Source organism: Pantoea sp. 18059 (genome assembly GCF_902706165.1).
GTDB lineage: Bacteria > Pseudomonadota > Gammaproteobacteria > Enterobacterales > Enterobacteriaceae > Pantoea > Pantoea agglomerans.
Genome location: NZ_CACSJS010000004.1, coordinates 166,255 through 187,518 on the forward strand (window position 1 = coordinate 166,255; position 21,264 = coordinate 187,518).

Here is a 21,264-nt window from a genome sequence, read left to right on the forward strand (position 1 = left end):
CTGCTAGCAAAGTGCAGACTGGCACGCTATAACCAAATCGTTTATTCACCTGTCTGAGTTTCAGGTGTTTGTTTTTCTTACCTTGTTATGAATGGGATACAGCATGAAAATCAAAAAAATGGTGTTAGCGCTTGGACTGACGACGCTACTCAGTGGCTGTCAGGGTTTAGACAATAATGCGCTGATGCAGTCGGGCGCGCAGGCGTATCAGGCTTATACCCTCAGCGACGATCAGGTAAAGCAGCTGAGCGATAAATCCTGTGAGCAGATGGACAAAGATAATCAGATTGCGCCTGCTAACAGTGATTATCAGCAGCGTCTGAACAAGATCGCGGCGGCGCTGGGCGATAACATCAACGGCGTACCGGCTAACTACAAGGTTTATCAGACCAAAGATGTCAACGCCTGGGCGATGGCAAACGGCTGTATTCGTGTTTACAGCGGCCTGATGGATATGATGACTGACAATGAAGTGGAAGGCGTGCTGGGTCATGAGATGGGTCACGTCGCGTTAGGTCATACGCGCAAGGCGATGCAGCTGGCATATGCCACAACCGCGGCCCGCACCGCAGCCGCCTCGGTTGGCGGCGTGATTGGTTCACTGTCGCAGTCGCAGCTGGGTGAAATGGGTGAAAAACTGGTGAATGCGCAATTCTCCCAGACGCAGGAATCACAGGCGGATGACTACTCCTACGACCTGATGAAGAAGCGCAATATCGATCCAATGGGCCTGGCCACCAGCTTTGAAAAGCTGGCGAAGATGGAACAGGGACGTCAGAGTTCGATGTTTGACTCGCATCCCGCCTCTGAAGCGCGCGCAGCGCATATTCGTGAGCGAATTGCTGCCGACGGCAAGTAATTCCGCCGCTGAGCGCGCATGCATCCGGCGTGCGCGCTTAGCCGTGCGAAGTCCGCTAGCGCTTAAATATCTGATCCACCATCGAGCCCAGATCCAGCTTATTGTCATGCAGCGCCTGTTCATCCATGTGTCCCTGCGGCGACATTTTATCAATCAGCTGCGGCAATAGCGCAGCCAGCGTACCCGATGCCCCTTTCACATCGGTGCCGAGTTTGTCGGCCAGTGACTGCAGTTCATCCTGACCAAAAGCAGACTGAATCTCACTGTGGCCAACCGGATGGTTATCGCCGGTGCCGATCCAGGAACCAAACACCTCACCCAGCCCGCCCTGCTGGAATTTTTGCAGCAGCACTTCAATACCGCCCTGCTCCTGCACCCAATGCCAGACAGCCTGTAACTGTCCCGGCGGATGCCCTTCACTCTGGTTGCCATCCAGTGCGCCAGCCAGTTCATCAAGAAAGCCCATGATTATCTCCACTACGCCATTTTTACGCTGTAAGTTTAGTTGCAGATAGGGGTTCGCGCCTGACGGTTACCCGTCGGGGTCAGAAGGGAATCGATCGGATCATGGCAAAGAGAGGAAGATCACAGCAGCGGCGTCCGCCCGATGGACAGGACGCCGCGTTCAGCGCCTGCCGGACTGAAGCCGGCAGGCAGCAGGCATCAGCCTTTGTTTACAGCCTGAACATGCAGCATATCCAGCGCCAGCGTAGCCGCTGCCAGTGCCGTCAGATCAGCATGATCGTAACCCGGTGCGACTTCCACCAGATCCATGCCGACAATGTTCATGCCCTGCAGGCCACGGATCAGCTTGGTCGCTTTATCGGTGGTCAGCCCGCCAATCACCGGCGTGCCGGTGCCAGGCGCATGCGCCGGATCCAGACAGTCGATATCGAAGGTCAGATAGACCGGCAGATCGCCGACGGTGCGTTTCACTTCGGCGAGGATATCGTCAACGCTGCGGTCATTGACCTGCGCCGCATCCAGCACGTTGAAGCCCAGGCTCTTGTCGAATTCGGTACGGATACCAATCTGCACTGAGTGCTGCGGATCGATCAGACCCTCTTTCGGCGCGGTAAAGAACATGGTGCCGTGGTCGAAGGTCGGGCCGTTAGAGTAGGTGTCGGTATGCGCATCAAAGTGCACCAGCGCCATCTTGCCGAAGTGTTTTGCATGGGCGCGCAGCAGTGGCAGTGTGACGTAGTGGTCGCCGCCAAAGGTCATCATGCGCTTGCCATTGGCCAGCAGTTTTTCAGCATGGGCCTGCAATTTGTCGGAGAGATCCTGCGAATCACCGAAGGCGTAAACCAGATCGCCGCAATCGACGACGTTCAGACGCTGACGCAGGTCGAAATCCCACGGCCAGCGGCAGCCTTCCCAGGCCAGATTGGTGGAGATCTGGCGAATCGCACCCGGACCCAGGCGGCTGCCCGGACGACCCGAGGTCGCGGCATCAAACGGCACGCCGGTGATAACCCACTCGGCGTCGCTGTCGTAAGGCTGAAAATTCAGCGGAAAACGCATGAAACCAAAGGCGTTAGAAACCAGGGAGTTGTCGTACTGATTGCCAAGCGTGTTATGCATAATTGCTCTCTCTATGTGCGTAAGTCGGGCCAGCCCGCAAACCATTAAGGTTGAGATGAAAAAAATCCCCTCCGCGTCGTTAGGCCCGACGAGGAAGGGATTGAGTGAGTCAGATTATCGACATAGTTAACGGCAACTGCAATATGCGATTACCGGTCGCCAGGATCGATTATTCATCTTCTAAATAGGTATAGCCGTAGAGGCCGCTCTCGAACTCTTCCAGGAACTGCGCGCGCAGCTCTTCGTCGAGATCGGATGCCTGAACCTGATTGCGGAACAGCGCCATCAGCTCGTTGGGATCAAGCTGCACGTAACGCAGCATGTCCGCCACGGTGTCGCCTTCATCGGAGAGCTGCACTTCCACATCGCCATTTTCGCGTGCGTAGACATCCACCGCTTCGGTGTCACCAAACAGGTTATGCATGTTGCCCAGAATTTCCTGATAAGCGCCCACCATAAAGAAGCCCAGCATGGGTGGGTTATCAAGGTCATATTCCGGCACCGGCATGGTCGTCGCGATACCGTCGCCATCCACGTAGTGATCGATGGTGCCATCGGAGTCACAGGTGATGTCGAGCAGCACGGCACGGCGCTCCGGCTTCTTGTTCAGGCCTTCCAGCGGCAGTACCGGGAACAGCTGATCGATACCCCACGCATCCGGCATTGACTGGAACAGCGAGAAGTTAACGTAGATCTTATCCGCCATCCGCTCCTGCAGTTCGTCGATGATTGGACGGTGTGCACGGTTGCTCGGATCGAGATGCTGCTGAATATAGTGGCAGATGCTCAGGTAGAGCTGCTCAGCCCATGAACGCTGCTTGAGATCGTAGGTGCCTGACGAGTAGCCGGTATGGATATCAAACAGATCCATCTGGCTGTCATGCAGCCATTCACGCAGCGAACGGCGGGTACTTGGCTCGTGCATCTCCTGCCAGGTTTCCCACATGCTGAGGATCGGGCGCGGCGCATCCGCATCCGGCGTTTCAGGTTCGCTGAACTCGTTGCGCTCCACACCAATGATGTTGGAGACCAGCACCGTGTGGTGCGCGGTTACCGCACGACCCGACTCGGTGATCACCGTCGGATGCTCCAGACCGTGCTCATCACAGGCAGCACCAATCGCCCAGATTACGTTGTTGGCGTACTCATTCAGGCCGTAGTTGACCGAGCAGTCAGACTGCGAGCGCGTTCCTTCGTAATCGACGCCCAGACCGCCGCCGACGTCGAAACACTTGATGTTGACGCCCAGCTTGGCCAGTTCGACATAGAAGCGCGCCGACTCACGCACGCCGGTAGCGATGTCGCGGATGTTGGACATCTGCGAGCCCAGATGGAAATGCAGCAGCTGCAGGCTGTCGATGCGACCCGCTTCACGCATGATCTCAACCAGTTTCAGCACCTGGGTGGCTGACAGGCCAAACTTCGACTTTTCGCCGCCGCTCGACTGCCATTTACCGGAGCCCTGCGAAGCCAAACGCGCACGGATACCAAGACGCGGCACCACATTCAGACGCTCTGCTTCTTCCAGTACCAGCCGCACTTCGGTCATCTTCTCCAGCACCAGATAGACCTTATGGCCCATCTTCTCGCCGATCAGCGCCAGACGAATATATTCGCGATCTTTATAGCCGTTACAGACGATCACTGAACGGGTCTGACCGGCGTGCGCCAGCACCGCCATCAGCTCGGCTTTTGAGCCCGCTTCCAGTCCCAGCGGTTCGCCGGAGTGGATCAGTGACTCAATCACGCGTTTGTGCTGGTTAACTTTAATCGGGTAAACCAGGAAGTAGTCGCCTTTGTAACCGTAAGATTCACGCGCACGTTTAAAGGCGGCGTTAATGGAACGCAGACGGTGTTGCAGAATCTGCGGGAAGCAGAATAAAGCAGGCAGACGCTGGCCCTGCGCTTCGCGCTCTTTGACCAGACGAGCTAAATCGACGCGCACGTCAGGACGATCCGGATCGGGACAGACACTGATGTGGCCCAGTTCGTTAACGTCGTAATAGTTGTTGCCCCACCAGGCGATGTTGTACGTACGCAACATTTTGCTCGCATCCTGATCGTTCATTGCAACCTCCTGCATGGAGCGGAGTGTACCCTGTTCGCCAGCTGACGAACCTTTGATATTCTTCATGTCGTCAGACATCGCGAACCTCAATTTTCCGTTGAAAGATGAAACTGTTAACCGGCTTTATGGCCGCTAATCTGAAAACCTGTTGCCACATTAAACGCAATGTCCTGTTCACCTGACGTTGCCGTCAGCGCGATTCACGCATGAGAGTTAAGTGTAAAACACCCGGGCCATCTCCGTTTAAACAGAGAACATTTAACTGATCTGTATTGACCATGGATAACCTGCGTCGTTCCGCTGCGCGTGCGCAGAGAAGAGACAAAACCGATCGAGCAGAGATAAAGATTAGCCTGCGCCTGTGTCGGTAAAATTACCGCATCGGACATCGCGTCGGCAGGAAAGAGAAACAGATGGGAGGCAGGAGAGAGCCAGCGCAGCGCCGCAGCGCAGAGAACCGGAAGAAGAAAAAGCGTGGTTCATTACTTGTATCACCTCCGCATATGCCAGGGGCACATGGAAAACAACCTGGGTGAAAGCCAGACCAGAGTCTGACAGGCGCGACGCAAACAGTGGCGTCATCCTTGCTGCTGCTATCAAAGCAGCGGCGTTTTATACAGTTTACAGCCGTAAAATGCAAAAATATTATCGGGGAATTGCGTGTAGCGTCAGCAAATTATGCCGATAACAGAGACAGGTTAAATGCTGAAACAGAAAAAGGGCTGGTAATTGGTTTACCCTCTATCCTAAAATAGCCGTCCAGATGGTTTTCCATCTAAACAGGTTACTATCCAGGCGGTGTTGGCCTGCTGTGCTGACACAACCTCACTGCTCGCGGCTTTGCCTGAAGGGGCGTCAGGTCAGACCACCTCACTGGCGCTATGCAGTCGTACTCAAACCATATTTAAGGTAAAGAACAGAATGGCTAAACACCTTTTTACGTCCGAGTCTGTATCAGAAGGACATCCCGATAAAATCGCAGACCAGATCTCCGATGCTGTGCTGGATGCGATCCTTGAACAGGATCCTAAAGCGCGCGTGGCCTGCGAAACCTACGTTAAAACCGGTATGGTGCTGGTTGGCGGTGAAATCACCACCAGCGCCTGGGTTGATATCGAAGAGATCACCCGTAAAACCGTACGTGAAATCGGCTATGTCCATTCCGATATGGGCTTTGACGCCAACTCCTGCGCGGTATTAAGCGCGATTGGTAAACAGTCTCAGGATATCAATCAGGGCGTTGACCGTACCGATCCGCTGGAACAGGGCGCGGGCGACCAGGGCCTGATGTTCGGCTATGCCACTAACGAAACAGACGTGCTGATGCCTGCGCCGGTGACCTATGCGCACCGTCTGGTACAGCGTCAGGCTGAAGTGCGTAAAAATGGCACCCTGCCGTGGCTGCGCCCGGATGCCAAGAGCCAGGTCACTTTCCAGTATGACGATGGCAAAATCGTGGGCATCGATGCAGTTGTGCTCTCTACCCAGCACGCTGAATCCGTCAGCCAGAAAGATCTGCAGGAAGCAGTGATGGAAGAGATCATCAAGCCGGTTCTGCCTGCAGAGTGGCTGAGCGCCTCGACCAAATATCACATCAACCCAACCGGTCGCTTTGTGATCGGCGGCCCGATGGGCGATTGCGGTCTGACCGGTCGTAAAATCATCGTAGATACCTACGGCGGCATGGCGCGTCACGGTGGCGGTGCGTTCTCGGGTAAAGATCCATCTAAAGTTGACCGCTCTGCAGCCTATGCGGCGCGTTACGTGGCGAAAAACATCGTAGCGGCCGGCCTGGCTGACCGTTGTGAAATCCAGGTCTCCTACGCTATCGGCGTGGCTGAACCCACTTCCATCATGGTGGAAACCTTCGGTACCGAGAAAATCTCTACCGAACAGCTGACGCTGCTGGTGCGCGAGTTCTTCGACCTGCGTCCATATGGTCTGATCCAGATGCTGGATCTGCTGCACCCAATCTATAAAGAGACCGCAGCTTACGGCCACTTTGGTCGTGAACATTTCCCATGGGAAAAAACCGACAAAGCTGCCCTGCTGCGTGAAGCGGCTGGCCTGTAAGGTTACCGGCTGCAGATAAAAACCCTGCCACTGCGGCAGGGTTTTTTATTGCCTTTTCAGCCCCATTGCTAACCGGAGCAATTTTGCTTCCGCTACCCTTCTGAACGACAGGCCAGCGCAATTTCTGTTGAGCGCGTGACGACAACAAAAACGCATCTGCCCGACATCTTCTTCTCTCTGCAGCAAATTTTCAGTTCTCAGCTACACTTCTTTTCGCTTTTTCTGACGACTAAATGTTAACGATTACAAATTGAAATGCTTTGTTTATCCGATATTTAGGAATTAACGCACGTAGTTATTCTGCTGAAAATGCGTTATTTTCAGCGTCGTCTGATAGCCAGTAAATAGAGCATTGTCAGAAACTTAATGAGTGCTATACCTCACTGGTTAATTAATCTTTCCGGGAAAAATATGCTGAATTTCAGGGTTTCAGCGTGTGTAAGCGATTACACTGATGTGATCAGGCTCACTTTTTTCCCGCAAAAGGTTTTTTAACATTGATAAAAACAATGATGGATAAACCTGGAGGCTAAAATGCCTGGCAATACACACAAAAGCAGAACTTCAAATAAGGCGATGACCTTATTTGTCTGCTTTCTGGCGGCCCTTGCGGGTCTGCTGTTCGGTCTGGATATCGGCGTTATCGCCGGTGCTCTGCCGTTTATCGCAAAGGACTTTAACGTCACCCCTCATCAGCAGGAGTGGATCGTCAGTTCCATGATGTTTGGTGCGGCGGTCGGTGCTATCGGCAGCGGCTGGATGTCATCCCGCCTGGGCCGTAAAAAAAGCCTGATGGCCGGTGCGATTCTGTTCGTTATCGGTTCACTCTGGTCGGCGATGTCGCCAAACCCGGAAATGCTGATCAGCGCCCGCGTTCTGCTGGGTCTGGCAGTCGGTATCGCCTCTTATACCGCCCCGCTTTATCTTTCTGAGATCGCTCCGGAAAAAATTCGCGGCAGTATGATTTCGCTTTATCAGCTGATGATCACCATCGGTATTCTTGGTGCTTACCTGTCCGATACGGCGTTCAGCTTTACCGGCAACTGGCGCTGGATGCTGGGCATCATCACTATTCCGGCACTGTTGCTGCTGGTCGGCGTTTTCTTCCTGCCAAACAGCCCACGCTGGCTGGCGGCACGAGGCAACTTCCGCGATGCACAACGCGTACTGGATCGTCTGCGTGACACCAGCGAGCAGGCAAAACGTGAGCTGGAAGAGATCCGTGAAAGCCTGAAGATCAAACAGTCTGGCTGGGGTCTGTTCACCAGCAGCAGCCACTTCCGTCGTGCGGTCTATCTCGGCATCCTGCTGCAGGTAATGCAGCAGTTTACCGGCATGAACGTCATCATGTACTACGCGCCAAAAATCTTTGAAATCGCGGGCTTCACCAACACCACCCAGCAGATGTGGGGCACGGTGATTGTGGGTCTGGTTAACGTACTGGCGACCTTTATTGCCATTGGCCTGGTGGATCGCTGGGGTCGTAAACCTACTCTGATTCTGGGCTTTATGGTGATGGCAGCCGGTATGGGCGTTCTGGGTACGATGCTGCACTTCGGCATTCACTCGCCGGGCGCACAGTACTTTGCGGTAGGTATGCTGCTGATGTTCATCATCGGTTTTGCGATGTCAGCCGGTCCGTTGATCTGGGTACTCTGTTCCGAAATTCAGCCGCTGAAAGGCCGCGATTTCGGTATCACTGTCTCCACCACCACCAACTGGATCGCGAACATGATCGTAGGTGCGACCTTCCTGACGATGCTGAATACGCTGGGCAATGCGAACACCTTCTGGGTCTACGCACTGCTTAACCTGTTCTTCATTCTGCTGACGGTGATGCTGATCCCTGAGACCAAAAACGTCTCGCTGGAACACATCGAACGTAACCTGATGGCAGGTAAAAAACTGCGCGACATCGGTTCACGCGACTAACTTTACCCGGTAAAAAACGCGGTAAAAAAAACGGCGGGGTTTCCAGAGAAACCCCGCCGTTTTTATTTGTTCAACGCCCCACTACGCTGTGGTTACCCGCGTTACCGGCAGGGGCCGCCGTATGCAGCAGAGCGCCAGTGCCATAATGAAAATGGTCGCGGTCTGATTATAGGGCAGCACCGAATCGGTCAGTCCGGTGGTAAATAGCGCCACCATCGGCAGCGCCACGCCGCGCAGATCACACTTCTTCAGCCAGCCCGCCAGCACAGTCAGATAGAGCAGCGCCAGCGACGCCGTACCCAGCCAGCCCTGCAATGACGTCACCTCGAGGAACTCGTTGTGCATGTTGTATTTAACGTTGGTGAAGCCTTCAACATTGAGAGGATAGTGCGCAGTGATGAACTGACGCGCCTCAGTGGTGCGCGCATCCGGCGTCGCAAAACCGCCATGGTGCTCAATAAAGTTGACCGCCCCGCCCCAGATGGCGACACGTGCGCCCAGCGAGGTCGAACTGTTTGAACCAAAGTTCTCAATATCCTGCACTCCCTCTACCCAGCGGTTGCTGGTCATCAGAATCAGCACCGCCATTACGCCCACCAGCAGAGCGCTAATCCGCCAGTTAGTCAGCAGCGACAGCCGGTAGGTCTGCACCAGGAACAGCAGCCCCACGGCAATCAGCGCAATCAGAGTCACACGGGTGCCGCACAGGTAGAGCAAGGCAAAGGTCACTGCCAGCACAGCGATATCGGCCACCTTCCAGTAAGCGTGCGTCTCATAGCGGCTTAGCCACAGCCAGGCACAATAGATAAACAGAATCATGTAGGAGGACATGGAGGCGGCTTCGGTGGTGAGCTTGATGCGGATATTCTCAGTGTAGAGATGCTCGTGGATACCAAAGCCCAGCGTAATCAGCAGGCCAAGAAGGATGAGTCCTTTTCCGACGCGTAGCGTAGTCAGGGAGACACGATCCCCATAAACAGCCAGACTGAGCAGCACAAAGGCACCCATCAACAGCCGCTTCGCGCCCAGCAGATAGTTGCCCATATTAGTGATGGCATCGCCTGAGGGCGCGGTTTCGATCCCCTTCACGTGAATCGCCCAGAACAGTCGAATCAGGGCAAAGATAATCAGCACAGCAAACAGGGCGATATAAAAACCGTTCTCTTTAAAGTCCACCCGCCTGCGCACCAGGCCATACAGCACGGACGCGATAGAGAGATAAGAGACCAGATAAAATATTTTTTGCGGCAGGCCGGTAACAAACATATTCAGTGACAGCGCCAGGCAGAGCGCAATAACTGAAAAATTAACCATTAACGTTAATCCATTGCGACTGATTTTATTCGTCATGCTTAACCTCAGTAAGACGGTTAAACACACTCATCAGGTGCTTCATATAATTTTCCTCATAAAAACCGGTGATGCTCGCTTTAATAGCCTGATGATCGGGGAAGTGGAAATCCCCGCTCATAGCGTTGAGAATCGCGGCCAGCGCCATGCTGTCATGGGTGGGATAGAGCTGACCATTAATACCGTTCTGAATAATTTCCGCCGGGCCGCTGATACAGTCGGATGAAACACAGTAGACGCCGCGTGACATCGCCTCAAGCAGGATCAACGGGAAGCCTTCGAAGTTAGAGGTCATGACCAGGCAGGTGACCTGTCTGATATGGCGGATGACATACTCCCAGGCATTCTCCTGCCAGCCATGCCAGGTGATGCGATCCTGGATGCCGAGTTGCGTCACGTAGTGCTGACATTGCGTCAGATCTTCCCCGTCACCCACTATCTCCAGCGTCCAGGGCGCATCCAGCTGCTGCAGGGCATCAAACAGATCTTTAAGCTGTTTCTGCCGCTGATAATGGACGCGACCAATATAGAGAAAATTCAGCGCCTGGGGTCTGCCGATTACCGTGTCATTGCGTTTGATCGGGTTATAGATCACGTCAACGTCAGTGGCGCGTGCGCCCAGTTCCACCAGCTGCTCTTTAATCTGATTACTGATCGCAAAATGGTGATCGGCGCGCAGCAGATAATGGGGACGATAACGTTCACGCGGAGGCAGGTGCATCCAGCTCGACAATACGATTTTACGTCCTGAAAGCGTGATTGCCCGGCGCGTCATCAGGCAGGGAATGGTGTTGAGGGTCAGGACATGATCGGGCTGATAACGACGAAAGAAGGCGGCCATTCTCAGCGTATGAATAAGATTTTTTATTTTCTTATTCCGCAGCGTGCAGACGCTCTCAGCCAGAACAGCATTGGCGGTCCAGGCGCGGGAGTGGCTCTCCTCTCCGCTGTTGATAATAAACAGCCCTGCTTCAGTACCGGGTTCCGCATTCAGGGCCTTAATCAACTGACCAGTCACATTTTCCATCCCACCACGACCGGCCATCAGATCCGTCACCAGCACAATCCGTTGTTTCCTGACGTTATCATTATTTTTCATTGGTTTATCCATGCCCTGTGCCGTTCGCTTTTCATCCATCCACTCTGCGGTGAATCTCATTAATAGAATATTCTAAAAAAGCCCATAACAATATTTAAACCAGAAATTTTCCCCCAGCCAGAACCACACTTGTCGCTGGCGACGTTGAGTTCCTGCGCGGCGGCGATTATTCTGAGCGCCATGAAAACGCCTCGTCTCCCCATTGCCCTGCAGCAGGCCGTAATGCGCTCGCTGCGCCAGTCGCTTGAACGTGCGAATCAGGCGCTGAAAACCCGTTATCCGGAACCGAAGCTGCTCTACCAGCAGCGTGGTACGGCGGCGGGCACCGCCTGGCTGGCGTCCTGGGAAATTCGCATCAATCCTGTGCTGCTGCTGGAAAACCAGCAGGCATTTATCGATGAAGTGGTGCCGCATGAGCTGGCGCATCTGCTGGTCTGGAAGCAATTTGGTCGCGTTGCGCCGCACGGCAAAGAGTGGAAGTGGATGATGGAGCAGGTGCTGGGCGTTCCGGCACGGCGTACTCACCAGTTTGAGATCGCATCCGTACGCAGCAACACCTTTGCCTACCGCTGTCAGTGTCAGCAGCATCAGCTGACCGTGCGCCGCCACAATCGTATACTGCGCAAAGAGAGTGAATATCGCTGCGTGCACTGTGGCAGCCTGCTGACCGCGGGTGAATTTGTCGCGTCCTGAGAAGAATCCCCATTCCGCCCTATTCCACATTCTGTTACCCTGCCGCCCTTTTTCGTACTGAGTAGAAATCTGGAATATGTCTCGCATACTAAGTCTGGCGGTTGCGCTGCTGTTTGCGCCCGCCGCTGACGCCCTTAACCTGAATAACTATCATCAAAATAACTTTCAGCAGGCCAAAACCTTTGCGGCGGCGATCAACGCCGATGCACCGGGTTCTTTTTACTGTGGCTGTAAGATTCAGTGGCAGGGAAAAAAGGGGATTCCCGATCTCAACAGCTGTGGCTATCAGGTGCGCAAAAACGCCAATCGCGCCGCACGCATTGAGTGGGAACATGTGATGCCCGCCTGGGAGTTTGGCCATCAGCGTCAGTGCTGGCAGGATGGCGGTCGTAAAAACTGCAGCAAAGATCCCGACTACCGCCGCATCGAAACCGACCTGCACAACCTGCAGCCTGCGGTGGGTGAAGTGAATGGCGACCGTGGCAACTTCGCCTACAGTCAATGGAACGGCAGCGAGCAGCAGTATGGCCAGTGTGAGATGAAGATCGACTTTAAACTCAAACAGGCGGAGCCACCTGCGCGGGCGCGTGGTGCCATTGCCCGCACCTATTTCTATATGCGCGACCAGTATCATCTGCGTATTTCGCGCCAGCAGACGCAGCTGTTTACCGCCTGGAACAAGCTCTATCCCGTATCAGTTTGGGAGTGCGAACGCGACCAGCGCATTGCAAAGGTTCAGGGCAATCACAATCCTTATGTGCAGCAGGCTTGCCAGCGCTAAAATCCCTGCCCTACACTAGCTCTTTTTCCAATGACGCCGCTGCAGCGCGGCGTCCGGTCTCAGGAACCTTATGCGTATACCTCGCATCTATCACGCCGGGCCATTAAGCATCGGCAGTGAAATTACCCTGGATGAAGATGCATCCAATCATGTGGGCCGGGTGCTCCGGATGACGGCAGGTCAGCGTCTGGAACTCTTTGATGGCACTAATCTGACTTTTGCAGCAGAGATCACGCATGTAGATAAAAAGCGTGTAAAAGTATCGGTCACAGAGAGCCAGCCGGACGATCGCGAGTCACCGTTACATCTGCATTTAGGTCAGGTGATGTCGCGCGGTGAAAAAATGGAATTCACTATCCAGAAATCGATCGAACTGGGCGTGAATGTCATTACACCCTTATTTTCCGAGCGCTGTGGCGTAAAGCTTGATGCTGAGCGTCTGGCGAAGAAGATCCAGCAGTGGCAGAAAATTGCTATTGCCGCCTGCGAGCAGTGCGGCCGTAATCGCGTGCCGGAGATTCGTGAAGCGATGACGCTGGAAGCCTGGTGTGCAGAAGCAGATAGCGGACTGAAGCTTAATCTGCATCCGCGCGCCAGCCACAGCATCAACACGCTGCCCCAGCCTGTTGAGCGGGTAAGGTTGCTGATTGGCCCTGAAGGCGGTTTGTCTGCGGACGAGATTGCGATGACGGCGCAGCACGATTTTACTGACATTCTGCTTGGCCCACGGGTATTGCGTACCGAAACTACCGCGCTGACGGCCATTACGGCACTTCAGGTGAGGTTTGGCGACCTGGGTTAAGCGATACTTTCAGCGGAAAGAGAGCAGGCATGATGTCCTGACCGATCGGCCCACTGCAGACCGAACCAGACGAGGCGGTAAATACCGCCTCACCGAGGAGATAATAATGATTAAACTTGGCATCGTGATGGACCCTATTTCGTCCATCAATATTAAAAAAGACTCCAGCTTCGCTATGCTGCTGGAAGCACAGCGCCGTGGTTATGAAATTCACTACATGGAGATGCACGATCTCTCCCTGCGCGGTGGCGTGGCCTCTGCCCGCACCCGCCTGCTGACCGTCGAGCAGAACCCTGAGAACTGGTATCAGTTCGGCAGCGAGCAGGTGATCCCGCTGGCTGACCTGAATGTGGTGCTGATGCGCAAAGATCCGCCATTCGATACCGAGTTCATCTATGCGACCTACATTCTGGAGCGCGCTGAAGAGCTGGGTACGCTGATCGTGAACAAACCGCAGAGCCTGCGTGACTGTAACGAAAAGCTCTACACCGCCTGGTTTGCCGAGTTTACGCCTGATACCCTGGTGACCCGCAGCAAAGCGCAGCTGCGCGCTTTCTGGCAGGAGCATGGCGACATCATCATGAAGCCGCTGGATGGCATGGGTGGTGCGTCGATTTTCCGCGTGAAGAAAGATGATCCTAACTTTGGCGTGATTACCGAAACCCTGACCGAGCATGAGAGCCGTTTCTGCATGGCGCAGAATTATATTGCGGCGATCACCGAGGGTGACAAACGCGTGCTGGTCGTCGATGGCGAGCCGGTGCCTTACTGCCTGGCGCGTATCCCGCAGGGCGGTGAAACGCGTGGCAACCTCGCCGCCGGTGGTCGCGGTGAAGCGCGTCCGCTGAGCGAAAGCGACTGGGAAATCGCGCGCCGTGTTGGCCCGACGCTGAAAGCAAAAGGGCTGATTTTTGTCGGTCTGGACATCATCGGTGATAAACTGACTGAAGTTAACGTGACCAGCCCAACCTGCATTCGTGAAATTGAGGCTGCGTTCCCGATCTCCATCACCGGCATGTTGATGGATGCCATTGAGAAGCGCCTGGGCTGAGCATGACGCCGGGGCGAAGCTCCGTGATCAACCCAATACCGGTGCGGCCGTCGCGTGCCGGTTATTTTTTTGGTACATCGTGTGAGAATGAATTTACAACATCACTTTTTGATTGCCATGCCTTCATTGCAGGATCCTTTCTTCAAACGTTCCGTGGTCTATCTCTGCGAACATAACGAAGAGGGTGCAATGGGACTGATCATCAATAAACCCATGGAAAACCTGACGGTTGAAGGCATTCTGAAGAAGCTCAAAATCTCTGCTGACGATCGCGATCCGGCGATCAAGCTGGATAAACCGGTGTTTACCGGCGGCCCGCTGGCGGAAGATCGTGGCTTTATCCTGCACTCCGCGCAACGCACCTTTACCTCCAGTATTCGTGTTTCAGATAACACGATCATCACCACGTCCCGTGACGTGCTGGAGTCGATCGGTACGGCGTCTCAGCCCACTAACGTGCTGGTAGCGCTGGGTTACTGCGCCTGGGAAAAAGATCAGCTGGAGAATGAGCTGATGGAAAATGCCTGGCTGACCACGCCCGCTAACAGCAACATCCTGTTCCAGACGCCGATTTCAGAGCGCTGGCGCGAAGCGGCGCGCAGTATTGGCGTCGATATTCACAACATGGCCAGCGACGCCGGACACGCCTGATGTCAACTCAAACTCTGTTAGGATTCGACTTCGGCACCAAAAGTATTGGTGTCGCCGTAGGTCAGCAACTCACTGGCAGCGCCCGTCCGCTGACCGCCCTGAAAGCGCAGGATGGCATCCCGGACTGGCTGGTAATTGAAAAACTGCTGAAAGAGTGGCAGCCCGATTTCGTGGTGGTGGGATTACCGCTGAATATGGATGGCACCGAGCAGCCGCTGACCGATCGCGCACGTAAATTTGCCAACCGCCTGCACGGGCGCTTTGGCATCCGCGTGGAGCTGCAGGATGAACGACTCAGCACGGTAGAAGCGCGTGCTGGCCTGTTTGAACGCGGCGGCTATCGCGCGCTCAATAAAGGATCGGTCGACTCACAGTCTGCTGCCATCATTTTGCAGGACTGGTTCGAAAACCATTACTGACATCCTCACTCAATCAGTCCGGCAGCCTGACGCGCCAGCCTGCTCTGCTCAAACGTCTGCATACCGGCCTGTGCGCCGGTTTGTAACAGCGCAGGGATCTGGTGCATCTTGCCTTCTCTGATCAGATTGGTGATGCCAGGTGTGGCGATCAGGACCTCAAACAGTCCGATGCGCGAACCGGCAACTGATGGCACCAGCCGCTGTGCAATTACCGCTTTCAGGCTGCCCGCCAGCTGAGTACGCACCAGCTGTTTCTCCTCTGCCGGAAAGACATCAACCAGCCGATCCACCGCCTGCGCCGCGCCACGCGTGTGCAGCGTCGCCAGCACCAGATGGCCGGTCTCCGCAGCTGTCAGTGCCTGACGAATAGTGTCGCTGTCGCGCAGTTCGCCCAGCAGGATGACGTCGGGATCTTCACGCAGTGCTGCCTTTACCCCCAGCGAGAACGAACCGCAGTGCAGGCCGATTTCCCGCTGCTGTATCAGCGACTGCTGGCTGTGATGGATAAATTCAATCGGATCTTCCAGCGTGATGATATGCCGCGCCTGCTGGCGGTTCAGCGCATTGACCAGCGCCGCCAGCGTGGTTGATTTACCGCTGCCGGTCGCTCCCGTCACCAGAATCAGCCCATCCTGCTGCTCCAGCAGCGTCGGGACAATGGCGGGCAGTTGCAGGCTCGCAAGCGTCGGGCATGCCGTGGCGATGATGCGCAGTGCCAGTGACAGGCCGTTGCGCTGCATAAAGAGATTGGCGCGCAGACGCTGACCATCGGCCAGGCTTAGGGCGAAATCGAGCTGCCCTGCGCGCTCCAGCTCCTGACGCTGCGGGTCACTGAGCCAGCGGGTCATAAACTGCGCCATCCATGCACCAGAAAGCGGGCACTGCTGCGGAATCGCCTCCAGCCTTCCCTGCCGCCGCCAGTAGGGCAAATGTCCGCTGCAAAGGTGCAGATCGGCGGCATTATGCTTTACACTAAGCCCCACCATTTCATCCAGATTCATAATTTCTCCTGACTATGACTTCAATCCAGCAGAACCTACAGCAAGTGCGGCAGCGAATCGCTGCTGCTGCCGCGAGTTGCGGCCGCGCACCAGAAGAAATTACCCTGCTTGCAGTCAGTAAAACCAAACCTGCGAGCGCGGTCGAAGAAGCCTTTGCCGCTGGCCAGATTGCCTTTGGTGAAAATTACGTTCAGGAAGGGGTTGAAAAGGTCCAGGCACTGGCCGCACATCCTGAGCTGGAGTGGCACTTCATCGGCCCGCTGCAGTCCAATAAAAGCCGTCTGGTGGCGGAACATTTCGCCTGGTGTCACACCATTGACCGCCAGCGCATCGCGCAGCGGCTCAACGATCAGCGGCCTGCTTCGCTGCCACCGCTGAATGTGTTAATTCAGGTAAATATCAGTGACGAGAACAGCAAATCTGGCATCATGCTGGAGGCCGTTTCCGGGCTGGCGGAGCAGATCGCTGCCCTGCCGCAACTGCGGCTGCGCGGATTAATGGCGATTCCGGCAGCAGAGAGTGATTACGCGCGGCAGCTGGCGGTGTGTCAGCAGATGGCGGAAGCCTTCCGGCAGCTGCAACAGCACTATCCGCATGCAGACACGCTTTCGCTGGGAATGAGCGATGACATGGAGGCGGCAATCGCCGCAGGCAGTACGATGGTGCGTATCGGCACCGCCATTTTTGGCGCACGAGATTATGCGCACAACTCACAACAATAACAGAGGAACTTCATGTTAACACTGACGTTTTTAGTAAAAACGCTGATCGATCTCTACGTCATGGTGCTGCTGTTACGCATCTGGATGCAGTGGTCCCGCTGCGATTTTTACAATCCAGTGGCGCAGTTTGTCGTAAAAGTGACACAGCCGATTGTTAAGCCGCTGCGCCGTATACTGCCGGCACTGGGACCGATAGATACCGCCTCGCTGCTGCTGGCATTTGTGCTGACTACGCTGAAATACCCGATTTTATTGCTGATTCAGGTGGGCGTCTTCTCAGTCGACCCAACCAATCTGCTGGTCGGCCTGCTGTCGCTGGTTAAATCCGCCGGCTATCTGGTCTTCTGGGTGATTATTATTCGCTCCCTGATGAGCTGGATCAGCCAGGGCCGGGGTCCTGTCGACTATCTGCTGGTGCAGTTAACCGAGCCGATGATGGCACCTGTTCGCCGTATTCTGCCTGCGATGGGCGGCATCGACTTCTCAGCGATGATCGTCATCCTGGTGCTGTATGCCCTGAACTTTCTCGGCATGGACCTGTTCCCGGGTCTCTGGTATCTGCTGTAAATGAATCAAACTGGAACTGTTATGCAAAAAGTTGTCCTCGCAACCGGCAATCCCGGCAAAGTGCGTGAGCTGGCGGAGTTACTCTCCGCCTTTGGTCTGGATATCGTCGCACAGACCGACCTTGGGGTTGAATCGGCGGAAGAGACCGGCCTGACCTTTATTGAGAACGCGATTCTCAAGGCGCGTCACGCGGCACAGATCACCGGATTACCGGCTATTGCCGATGATTCCGGCCTGGCCGTAGATGCGCTGGGCGGCGCGCCCGGCATCTACTCGGCGCGCTACGCCGGTGAAGAGGCCAGCGATCAACAGAACCTGGAGAAGCTGCTGCAGGCGCTGGAAAACGTACCGGACGGTCAGCGCCAGGCACAATTTCACTGCGTGCTGGTCTATCTGCGTCATGCGGAAGATCCGACCCCGCTGGTGTTCCATGGCAGCTGGCAGGGTGAGATCACCCGCGCCGCCGCTGGTGCCGGTGGTTTTGGTTACGACCCGATTTTCTTTGTCCCGGCGCTGGGTAAAACCGCGGCCGAACTGAGTAAAGCGGAAAAAGGTGCAGTTTCTCACCGGGGTAAAGCATTGACGCTGTTGCTGGAAGCGATGCGTAATGCCTAATCTGCCGCCGTTAAGTCTCTATATCCACATTCCGTGGTGCGTACAGAAATGTCCTTACTGTGATTTTAACTCCCACGCGCTGAAAGATGAGGTGCCGCACGTTGAATACGTGCAGCACCTGCTGCGCGATCTGGAGATCGATTTACCGCTGATCAATGGCCGGGAAGTGCGCACGATCTTCATCGGTGGCGGCACGCCCAGCCTGCTGAGCAGCAGCGCGATGCAGATGCTGATGGATGGTGTGCGGGAGCGTCTGACGCTCTCGCCCGATGCGGAAGTGACCATGGAAGCCAATCCGGGCACCGTGGAAGCGGACCGGTTCAGCGCCTATCAGCGCGCCGGTATCAACCGTATTTCGATTGGCGTACAGAGTTTCAGTCCGCAAAAGCTGCAGCGCCTTGGCCGCATTCACGGCCCGGAAGAGGCGGTCCGCGCCGCTGAACTGGCCGAGTCGCTCTCGCTGCGCAGTTTTAACCTTGACCTGATGCATGGCCTGCCCGATCAGTCGCTGGAAGAGGCGCTCGATGATTTACGTCAGGCGATTGCGCTTAATCCACCGCATCTCTCCTGGTATCAGCTCACGATTGAACCCAACACCCTGTTTGGCTCACGCCCGCCGGTGCTGCCGGATGATGATGCGCTATGGGATATTTTCGAACAGGGCGATCAGCTGTTGCAGGCTGCCGGTTATCAGCAGTATGAGACCTCTGCCTACGCGAAGCCGGGTTATCGCTGTGAGCACAACCTCAACTACTGGCGCTTTGGCGACTATCTGGGGATTGGGTGTGGCGCACACGGCAAGCTGACGCAACCGGATGGCCGCATAGTCCGCACGGTGAAAACCCGTCATCCGCGTGGATTTATGCAGGGGAACTACCGCGAAAAGCAGTATGACGTTGCCGATAGCGACAAGCCGTTTGAATATTTCATGAACCGCTTTCGCCTGCTGGAAGCCGCGCCGCGCGACGAGTTCAGCCGCTATACCGGTTTGTCAGAGCAGGTGATCCGTCCGCAGATGGATGCTGCGATTGCCGCGGGTTACGTGACTGAAACCGCGGAGCAGTGGCAGATTACGGAGAAAGGGAAGCTGTTCCTGAATTCGCTGCTGGAGCTGTTCTTAGCGGAAGAGTAACAAAAGCGCCTCAGCCCGGCAGGCTGAGGCGTTGACCTATTTTTTCAGTGCACCGGTAAGCTGTTTACGCTGATCTTCCAGCGAAATAACGCGATTACACACCTCGTGACCGAAGTTCTGGAAATCCTGCTCCTGCTTGCTCCACTCAGCCTGAATCGACTGCTGCAACCCGCCCAGATTACCCATAATCGCCTGCAGCGGATTACTGCCGCCGCTGCCCTGCTTACTGCCCATCTCGTTCAGGCTATCCTGCATCACGCCGCCCAGTGTCGACTGCACCAGCCTTTCACCTTCGGCGCGAACCTGATCAATCGCCTGATGGTGGAACGTCAGCCCATCTTCACGGTGTTCAATGATGCGGTTCATCTGCTGCTTCAGCTGACCATTCAGCGTGGTCAGGCGATTACGCACGTTGCTGTCGGTGCCCAGTTTTTCAACGATGACCTGATCCAGTGCCGCACGCCCTTTCTCCAGACGTGATGTCGCCCCGCTGTCGATCCACGGCAGATCGCGACGCAGCGCGTTCTGATAGTCGATCGCTTTCTGGCGTCCGGCCGTATCGAGCGTGACCTTCTGTCCATTGAACTGCACGTCGCCCTGCGGCGAGATTTCCATATTGCCGTTGGCACCGACCACCTGCACGCTCTGCGGCTTAATCACCACATCGTCCTGCGGCTTAACGCTGCATTCATAGGCTGCCTGAGCCTGGGTTGCTGCCACCAGCAGCACAGCAAGAAGCGCTTTACGCATCATATCTACTCCCTAAGATCGGGTCTGAAACCCTCTGATCGGGCCTCAGCCCGACACTGTGTGACGACTTAGTCCCACCAGACGTCAAAGAGTTCAGTCATCTGAACGTCCTGCAGCTTGCGATCTTCCAGCCATTTACGAACCAGAGCACGATGCTCATCGGTGCATTTGCCGGTTTTCTGCAGGCAAACCAGACCTTCCCACACCAGGTAACCGCTGCCATCGAAGGCCAGGCCGTTAGGGTCGATCGCTTCATTGATGAACTGGTTCAGCGTCTCATCAATTTCGCTTTCGCTGGTGCCTTCCGGGAAGCGCCAGGCAACCGAGAAGCCCAGTTCCTGAAACTCATCAATGTGCAGTTTTTTACGTAAACGGCGGCTGCGTTGTGTAGCCATTATTTCACCCTCTCAAACATTAAATCCCATACGCCGTGGCCTAAACGCTGCCCGCGCTGCTCAAACTTGGTCAGTGGACGCGTCTCAGGACGCGGCACATAATTCTGTTGTTCTGACTGGTTGCGGTAACCATCGATGCTGTTCATCACTTCCAGCATATGCTCCGCGTAGGCTTCCCAGTCGGTCGCCATGTGGAAAACGCCGCCCAGCTTCAGTTTACGCATCACCAGCTCGGCAAAAGGCACCTGGACAATACGGCGTTTATTGTGACGCGCTTTATGCCACGGATCGGGGAAGAAAAGCTGAACCATGCGCAGCGAGTTATCCGGAATCATCTTCTCCAGCACTTCCACCGCGTCATGGCACATCACCCGAAGGTTCTGCACATCGGCTTCTTTGGCGGCGGCCAGACAGGCACCCACGCCCGGCGCATGCACTTCAATACCCAGGAAGTTCTGATGCGGCGTGTTCTGCGCCATCGTTACCAGCGAAGCGCCCATGCCAAAGCCAATTTCCAGCGTCACCGGGGCTTCGCGGCCAAACAGCGCGGGCAGATCGACAGGCTCCGGCTGATATTCCACCCCCATGACCGGCCACAGGGTGTCCAGCGCCTGCTGCTGGCCTTTGGTTAAGCGGCCCTGGCGGCGCACAAAGCTGCGGATCCGGCGTAATGGCCGCCCGTTCTCATCAAATTCTGGGGTGATGACGTCATTAATCATG

Annotated in this window: 22 protein-coding genes; 13 read left to right on the forward strand and 9 right to left on the reverse strand. The window is 55.4% G+C overall.

Translation table 11 applies throughout. From position 1 onward, the window contains the following. Positions 1 to 103: 103 nt before the first annotated feature. Positions 104 to 859 (forward strand): M48 family metallopeptidase, encoded by a 756-nt coding sequence (locus tag GVJ63_RS12755; RefSeq protein WP_010671064.1) that lies wholly within the window; start codon positions 104 to 106, stop codon positions 857 to 859. Between the two features lie 55 nt (positions 860 to 914). Here the strand turns inward: GVJ63_RS12755 and GVJ63_RS12760 are convergent, their stop codons facing one another. From GVJ63_RS12760 to speA, 3 genes are all read right to left on the reverse strand, one after another. Further along, a complete protein-coding gene (locus GVJ63_RS12760) occupies positions 915 to 1,325 on the reverse strand; it encodes a YidB family protein (protein ID WP_010248845.1) in 411 nt (136 codons plus the stop codon). Between the two features lie 197 nt (positions 1,326 to 1,522). Beyond that, positions 1,523 to 2,443: an agmatinase gene (gene speB / locus GVJ63_RS12765; protein WP_033769902.1), complete on the reverse strand. Its 921-nt coding sequence runs from the start codon at positions 2,441 to 2,443 to the stop codon at positions 1,523 to 1,525. Positions 2,444 to 2,612: 169 nt separating this feature from the next. Next, a complete protein-coding gene (speA, locus tag GVJ63_RS12770; protein ID WP_159226968.1) occupies positions 2,613 to 4,589 on the reverse strand; it encodes a biosynthetic arginine decarboxylase in 1,977 nt (658 codons plus the stop codon). Positions 4,590 to 5,432: 843 nt separating this feature from the next. On the opposite strand from speA, the gene metK reads away from it, so the two are divergent. Together metK and GVJ63_RS12780 are read left to right on the forward strand one after the other, a co-directional pair. Next, positions 5,433 to 6,584, forward strand: a complete 1,152-nt coding sequence (metK, locus tag GVJ63_RS12775; protein WP_159226969.1) for a methionine adenosyltransferase — start codon at positions 5,433 to 5,435, stop codon at positions 6,582 to 6,584. Positions 6,585 to 7,118: 534 nt separating this feature from the next. Continuing rightward, on the forward strand, positions 7,119 to 8,516 hold the full coding sequence (locus GVJ63_RS12780; protein WP_010248855.1) for a sugar porter family MFS transporter: 1,398 nt from the start codon (positions 7,119 to 7,121) through the stop codon (positions 8,514 to 8,516). An 81-nt stretch (positions 8,517 to 8,597) separates the two neighbouring features. Here GVJ63_RS12780 and GVJ63_RS12785 read toward each other — a convergent pair whose 3' ends face one another. Continuing rightward, entirely contained in the window at positions 8,598 to 9,830 is a 1,233-nt protein-coding gene (locus tag GVJ63_RS12785) for an O-antigen ligase (RefSeq protein WP_081115555.1), read from the reverse strand. 25 nt (positions 9,831 to 9,855) lie between these two features. After that, on the reverse strand, positions 9,856 to 11,004 hold the full coding sequence (locus tag GVJ63_RS12790) for a glycosyltransferase (RefSeq protein ID WP_159227028.1): 1,149 nt from the start codon (positions 11,002 to 11,004) through the stop codon (positions 9,856 to 9,858). Positions 11,005 to 11,145: 141 nt separating this feature from the next. Between GVJ63_RS12790 and GVJ63_RS12795 the strand changes: the two genes are divergently transcribed. The 6 genes from GVJ63_RS12795 to ruvX all read left to right on the forward strand — a co-directional run bounded on the left by GVJ63_RS12795 (position 11,146) and on the right by ruvX (position 15,362). Continuing rightward, positions 11,146 to 11,658, forward strand: a complete 513-nt coding sequence (locus tag GVJ63_RS12795) for a SprT family zinc-dependent metalloprotease (protein WP_069026548.1) — start codon at positions 11,146 to 11,148, stop codon at positions 11,656 to 11,658. A gap of 76 nt (positions 11,659 to 11,734) precedes the next feature. Then, complete coding sequence (gene endA / locus GVJ63_RS12800) at positions 11,735 to 12,439, forward strand: deoxyribonuclease I (RefSeq protein WP_060681026.1); 705 nt, start codon at positions 11,735 to 11,737, stop codon at positions 12,437 to 12,439. 70 nt (positions 12,440 to 12,509) lie between these two features. Further along, positions 12,510 to 13,241 carry a 16S rRNA (uracil(1498)-N(3))-methyltransferase gene (gene rsmE, locus GVJ63_RS12805; RefSeq protein ID WP_010248866.1) on the forward strand — a complete coding sequence of 244 codons (732 nt, stop codon included), beginning with the start codon at positions 12,510 to 12,512 and terminating at the stop codon, positions 13,239 to 13,241. 106 nt (positions 13,242 to 13,347) lie between these two features. Further along, positions 13,348 to 14,292, forward strand: a complete 945-nt coding sequence (gene gshB / locus GVJ63_RS12810; RefSeq protein ID WP_010248868.1) for a glutathione synthase — start codon at positions 13,348 to 13,350, stop codon at positions 14,290 to 14,292. Between the two features lie 87 nt (positions 14,293 to 14,379). Continuing rightward, on the forward strand, positions 14,380 to 14,943 hold the full coding sequence (locus tag GVJ63_RS12815) for a YqgE/AlgH family protein (protein WP_010248870.1): 564 nt from the start codon (positions 14,380 to 14,382) through the stop codon (positions 14,941 to 14,943). After that, on the forward strand, positions 14,943 to 15,362 hold the full coding sequence (ruvX, locus tag GVJ63_RS12820; RefSeq protein WP_003853387.1) for a Holliday junction resolvase RuvX: 420 nt from the start codon (positions 14,943 to 14,945) through the stop codon (positions 15,360 to 15,362). Before GVJ63_RS12815 ends, ruvX begins: the two co-directional genes overlap by 1 nt. A gap of 5 nt (positions 15,363 to 15,367) precedes the next feature. Here ruvX and GVJ63_RS12825 read toward each other — a convergent pair whose 3' ends face one another. Beyond that, entirely contained in the window at positions 15,368 to 16,363 is a 996-nt protein-coding gene (locus tag GVJ63_RS12825) for a type IV pilus twitching motility protein PilT (RefSeq protein ID WP_159226970.1), read from the reverse strand. A gap of 14 nt (positions 16,364 to 16,377) precedes the next feature. Here GVJ63_RS12825 and GVJ63_RS12830 point away from each other — a divergent pair, with 14 nt between their 5' ends. Genes GVJ63_RS12830 through hemW form a run of 4 tightly spaced genes read left to right on the forward strand, consistent with a single transcriptional unit; the run spans position 16,378 to position 19,399 of the window. Beyond that, positions 16,378 to 17,085 (forward strand): YggS family pyridoxal phosphate-dependent enzyme, encoded by a 708-nt coding sequence (locus GVJ63_RS12830; protein ID WP_010671071.1) that lies wholly within the window; start codon positions 16,378 to 16,380, stop codon positions 17,083 to 17,085. 12 nt (positions 17,086 to 17,097) lie between these two features. Beyond that, entirely contained in the window at positions 17,098 to 17,652 is a 555-nt protein-coding gene (locus tag GVJ63_RS12835; RefSeq protein WP_010248879.1) for a YggT family protein, read from the forward strand. 21 nt (positions 17,653 to 17,673) lie between these two features. Beyond that, on the forward strand, positions 17,674 to 18,267 hold the full coding sequence (locus GVJ63_RS12840) for an XTP/dITP diphosphatase (RefSeq protein ID WP_010671072.1): 594 nt from the start codon (positions 17,674 to 17,676) through the stop codon (positions 18,265 to 18,267). After that, positions 18,260 to 19,399, forward strand: a complete 1,140-nt coding sequence (hemW, locus tag GVJ63_RS12845; RefSeq protein WP_010248883.1) for a radical SAM family heme chaperone HemW — start codon at positions 18,260 to 18,262, stop codon at positions 19,397 to 19,399. The genes GVJ63_RS12840 and hemW overlap by 8 nt, the downstream gene beginning before the upstream one ends. Positions 19,400 to 19,435: 36 nt before the next feature. On the opposite strand, the gene GVJ63_RS12850 is transcribed toward hemW, so the two are convergent. From GVJ63_RS12850 to trmB, 3 genes are all read right to left on the reverse strand, one after another. Next, positions 19,436 to 20,152 carry a DUF2884 domain-containing protein gene (locus GVJ63_RS12850; protein WP_010248885.1) on the reverse strand — a complete coding sequence of 239 codons (717 nt, stop codon included), beginning with the start codon at positions 20,150 to 20,152 and terminating at the stop codon, positions 19,436 to 19,438. 65 nt (positions 20,153 to 20,217) lie between these two features. Next, on the reverse strand, positions 20,218 to 20,544 hold the full coding sequence (locus GVJ63_RS12855) for a YggL family protein (protein WP_003853403.1): 327 nt from the start codon (positions 20,542 to 20,544) through the stop codon (positions 20,218 to 20,220). Then, entirely contained in the window at positions 20,544 to 21,263 is a 720-nt protein-coding gene (gene trmB / locus GVJ63_RS12860; RefSeq protein WP_010248887.1) for a tRNA (guanosine(46)-N7)-methyltransferase TrmB, read from the reverse strand. The genes GVJ63_RS12855 and trmB overlap by 1 nt, the downstream gene beginning before the upstream one ends. Between the last annotated feature and the right edge of the window lies 1 nt (position 21,264).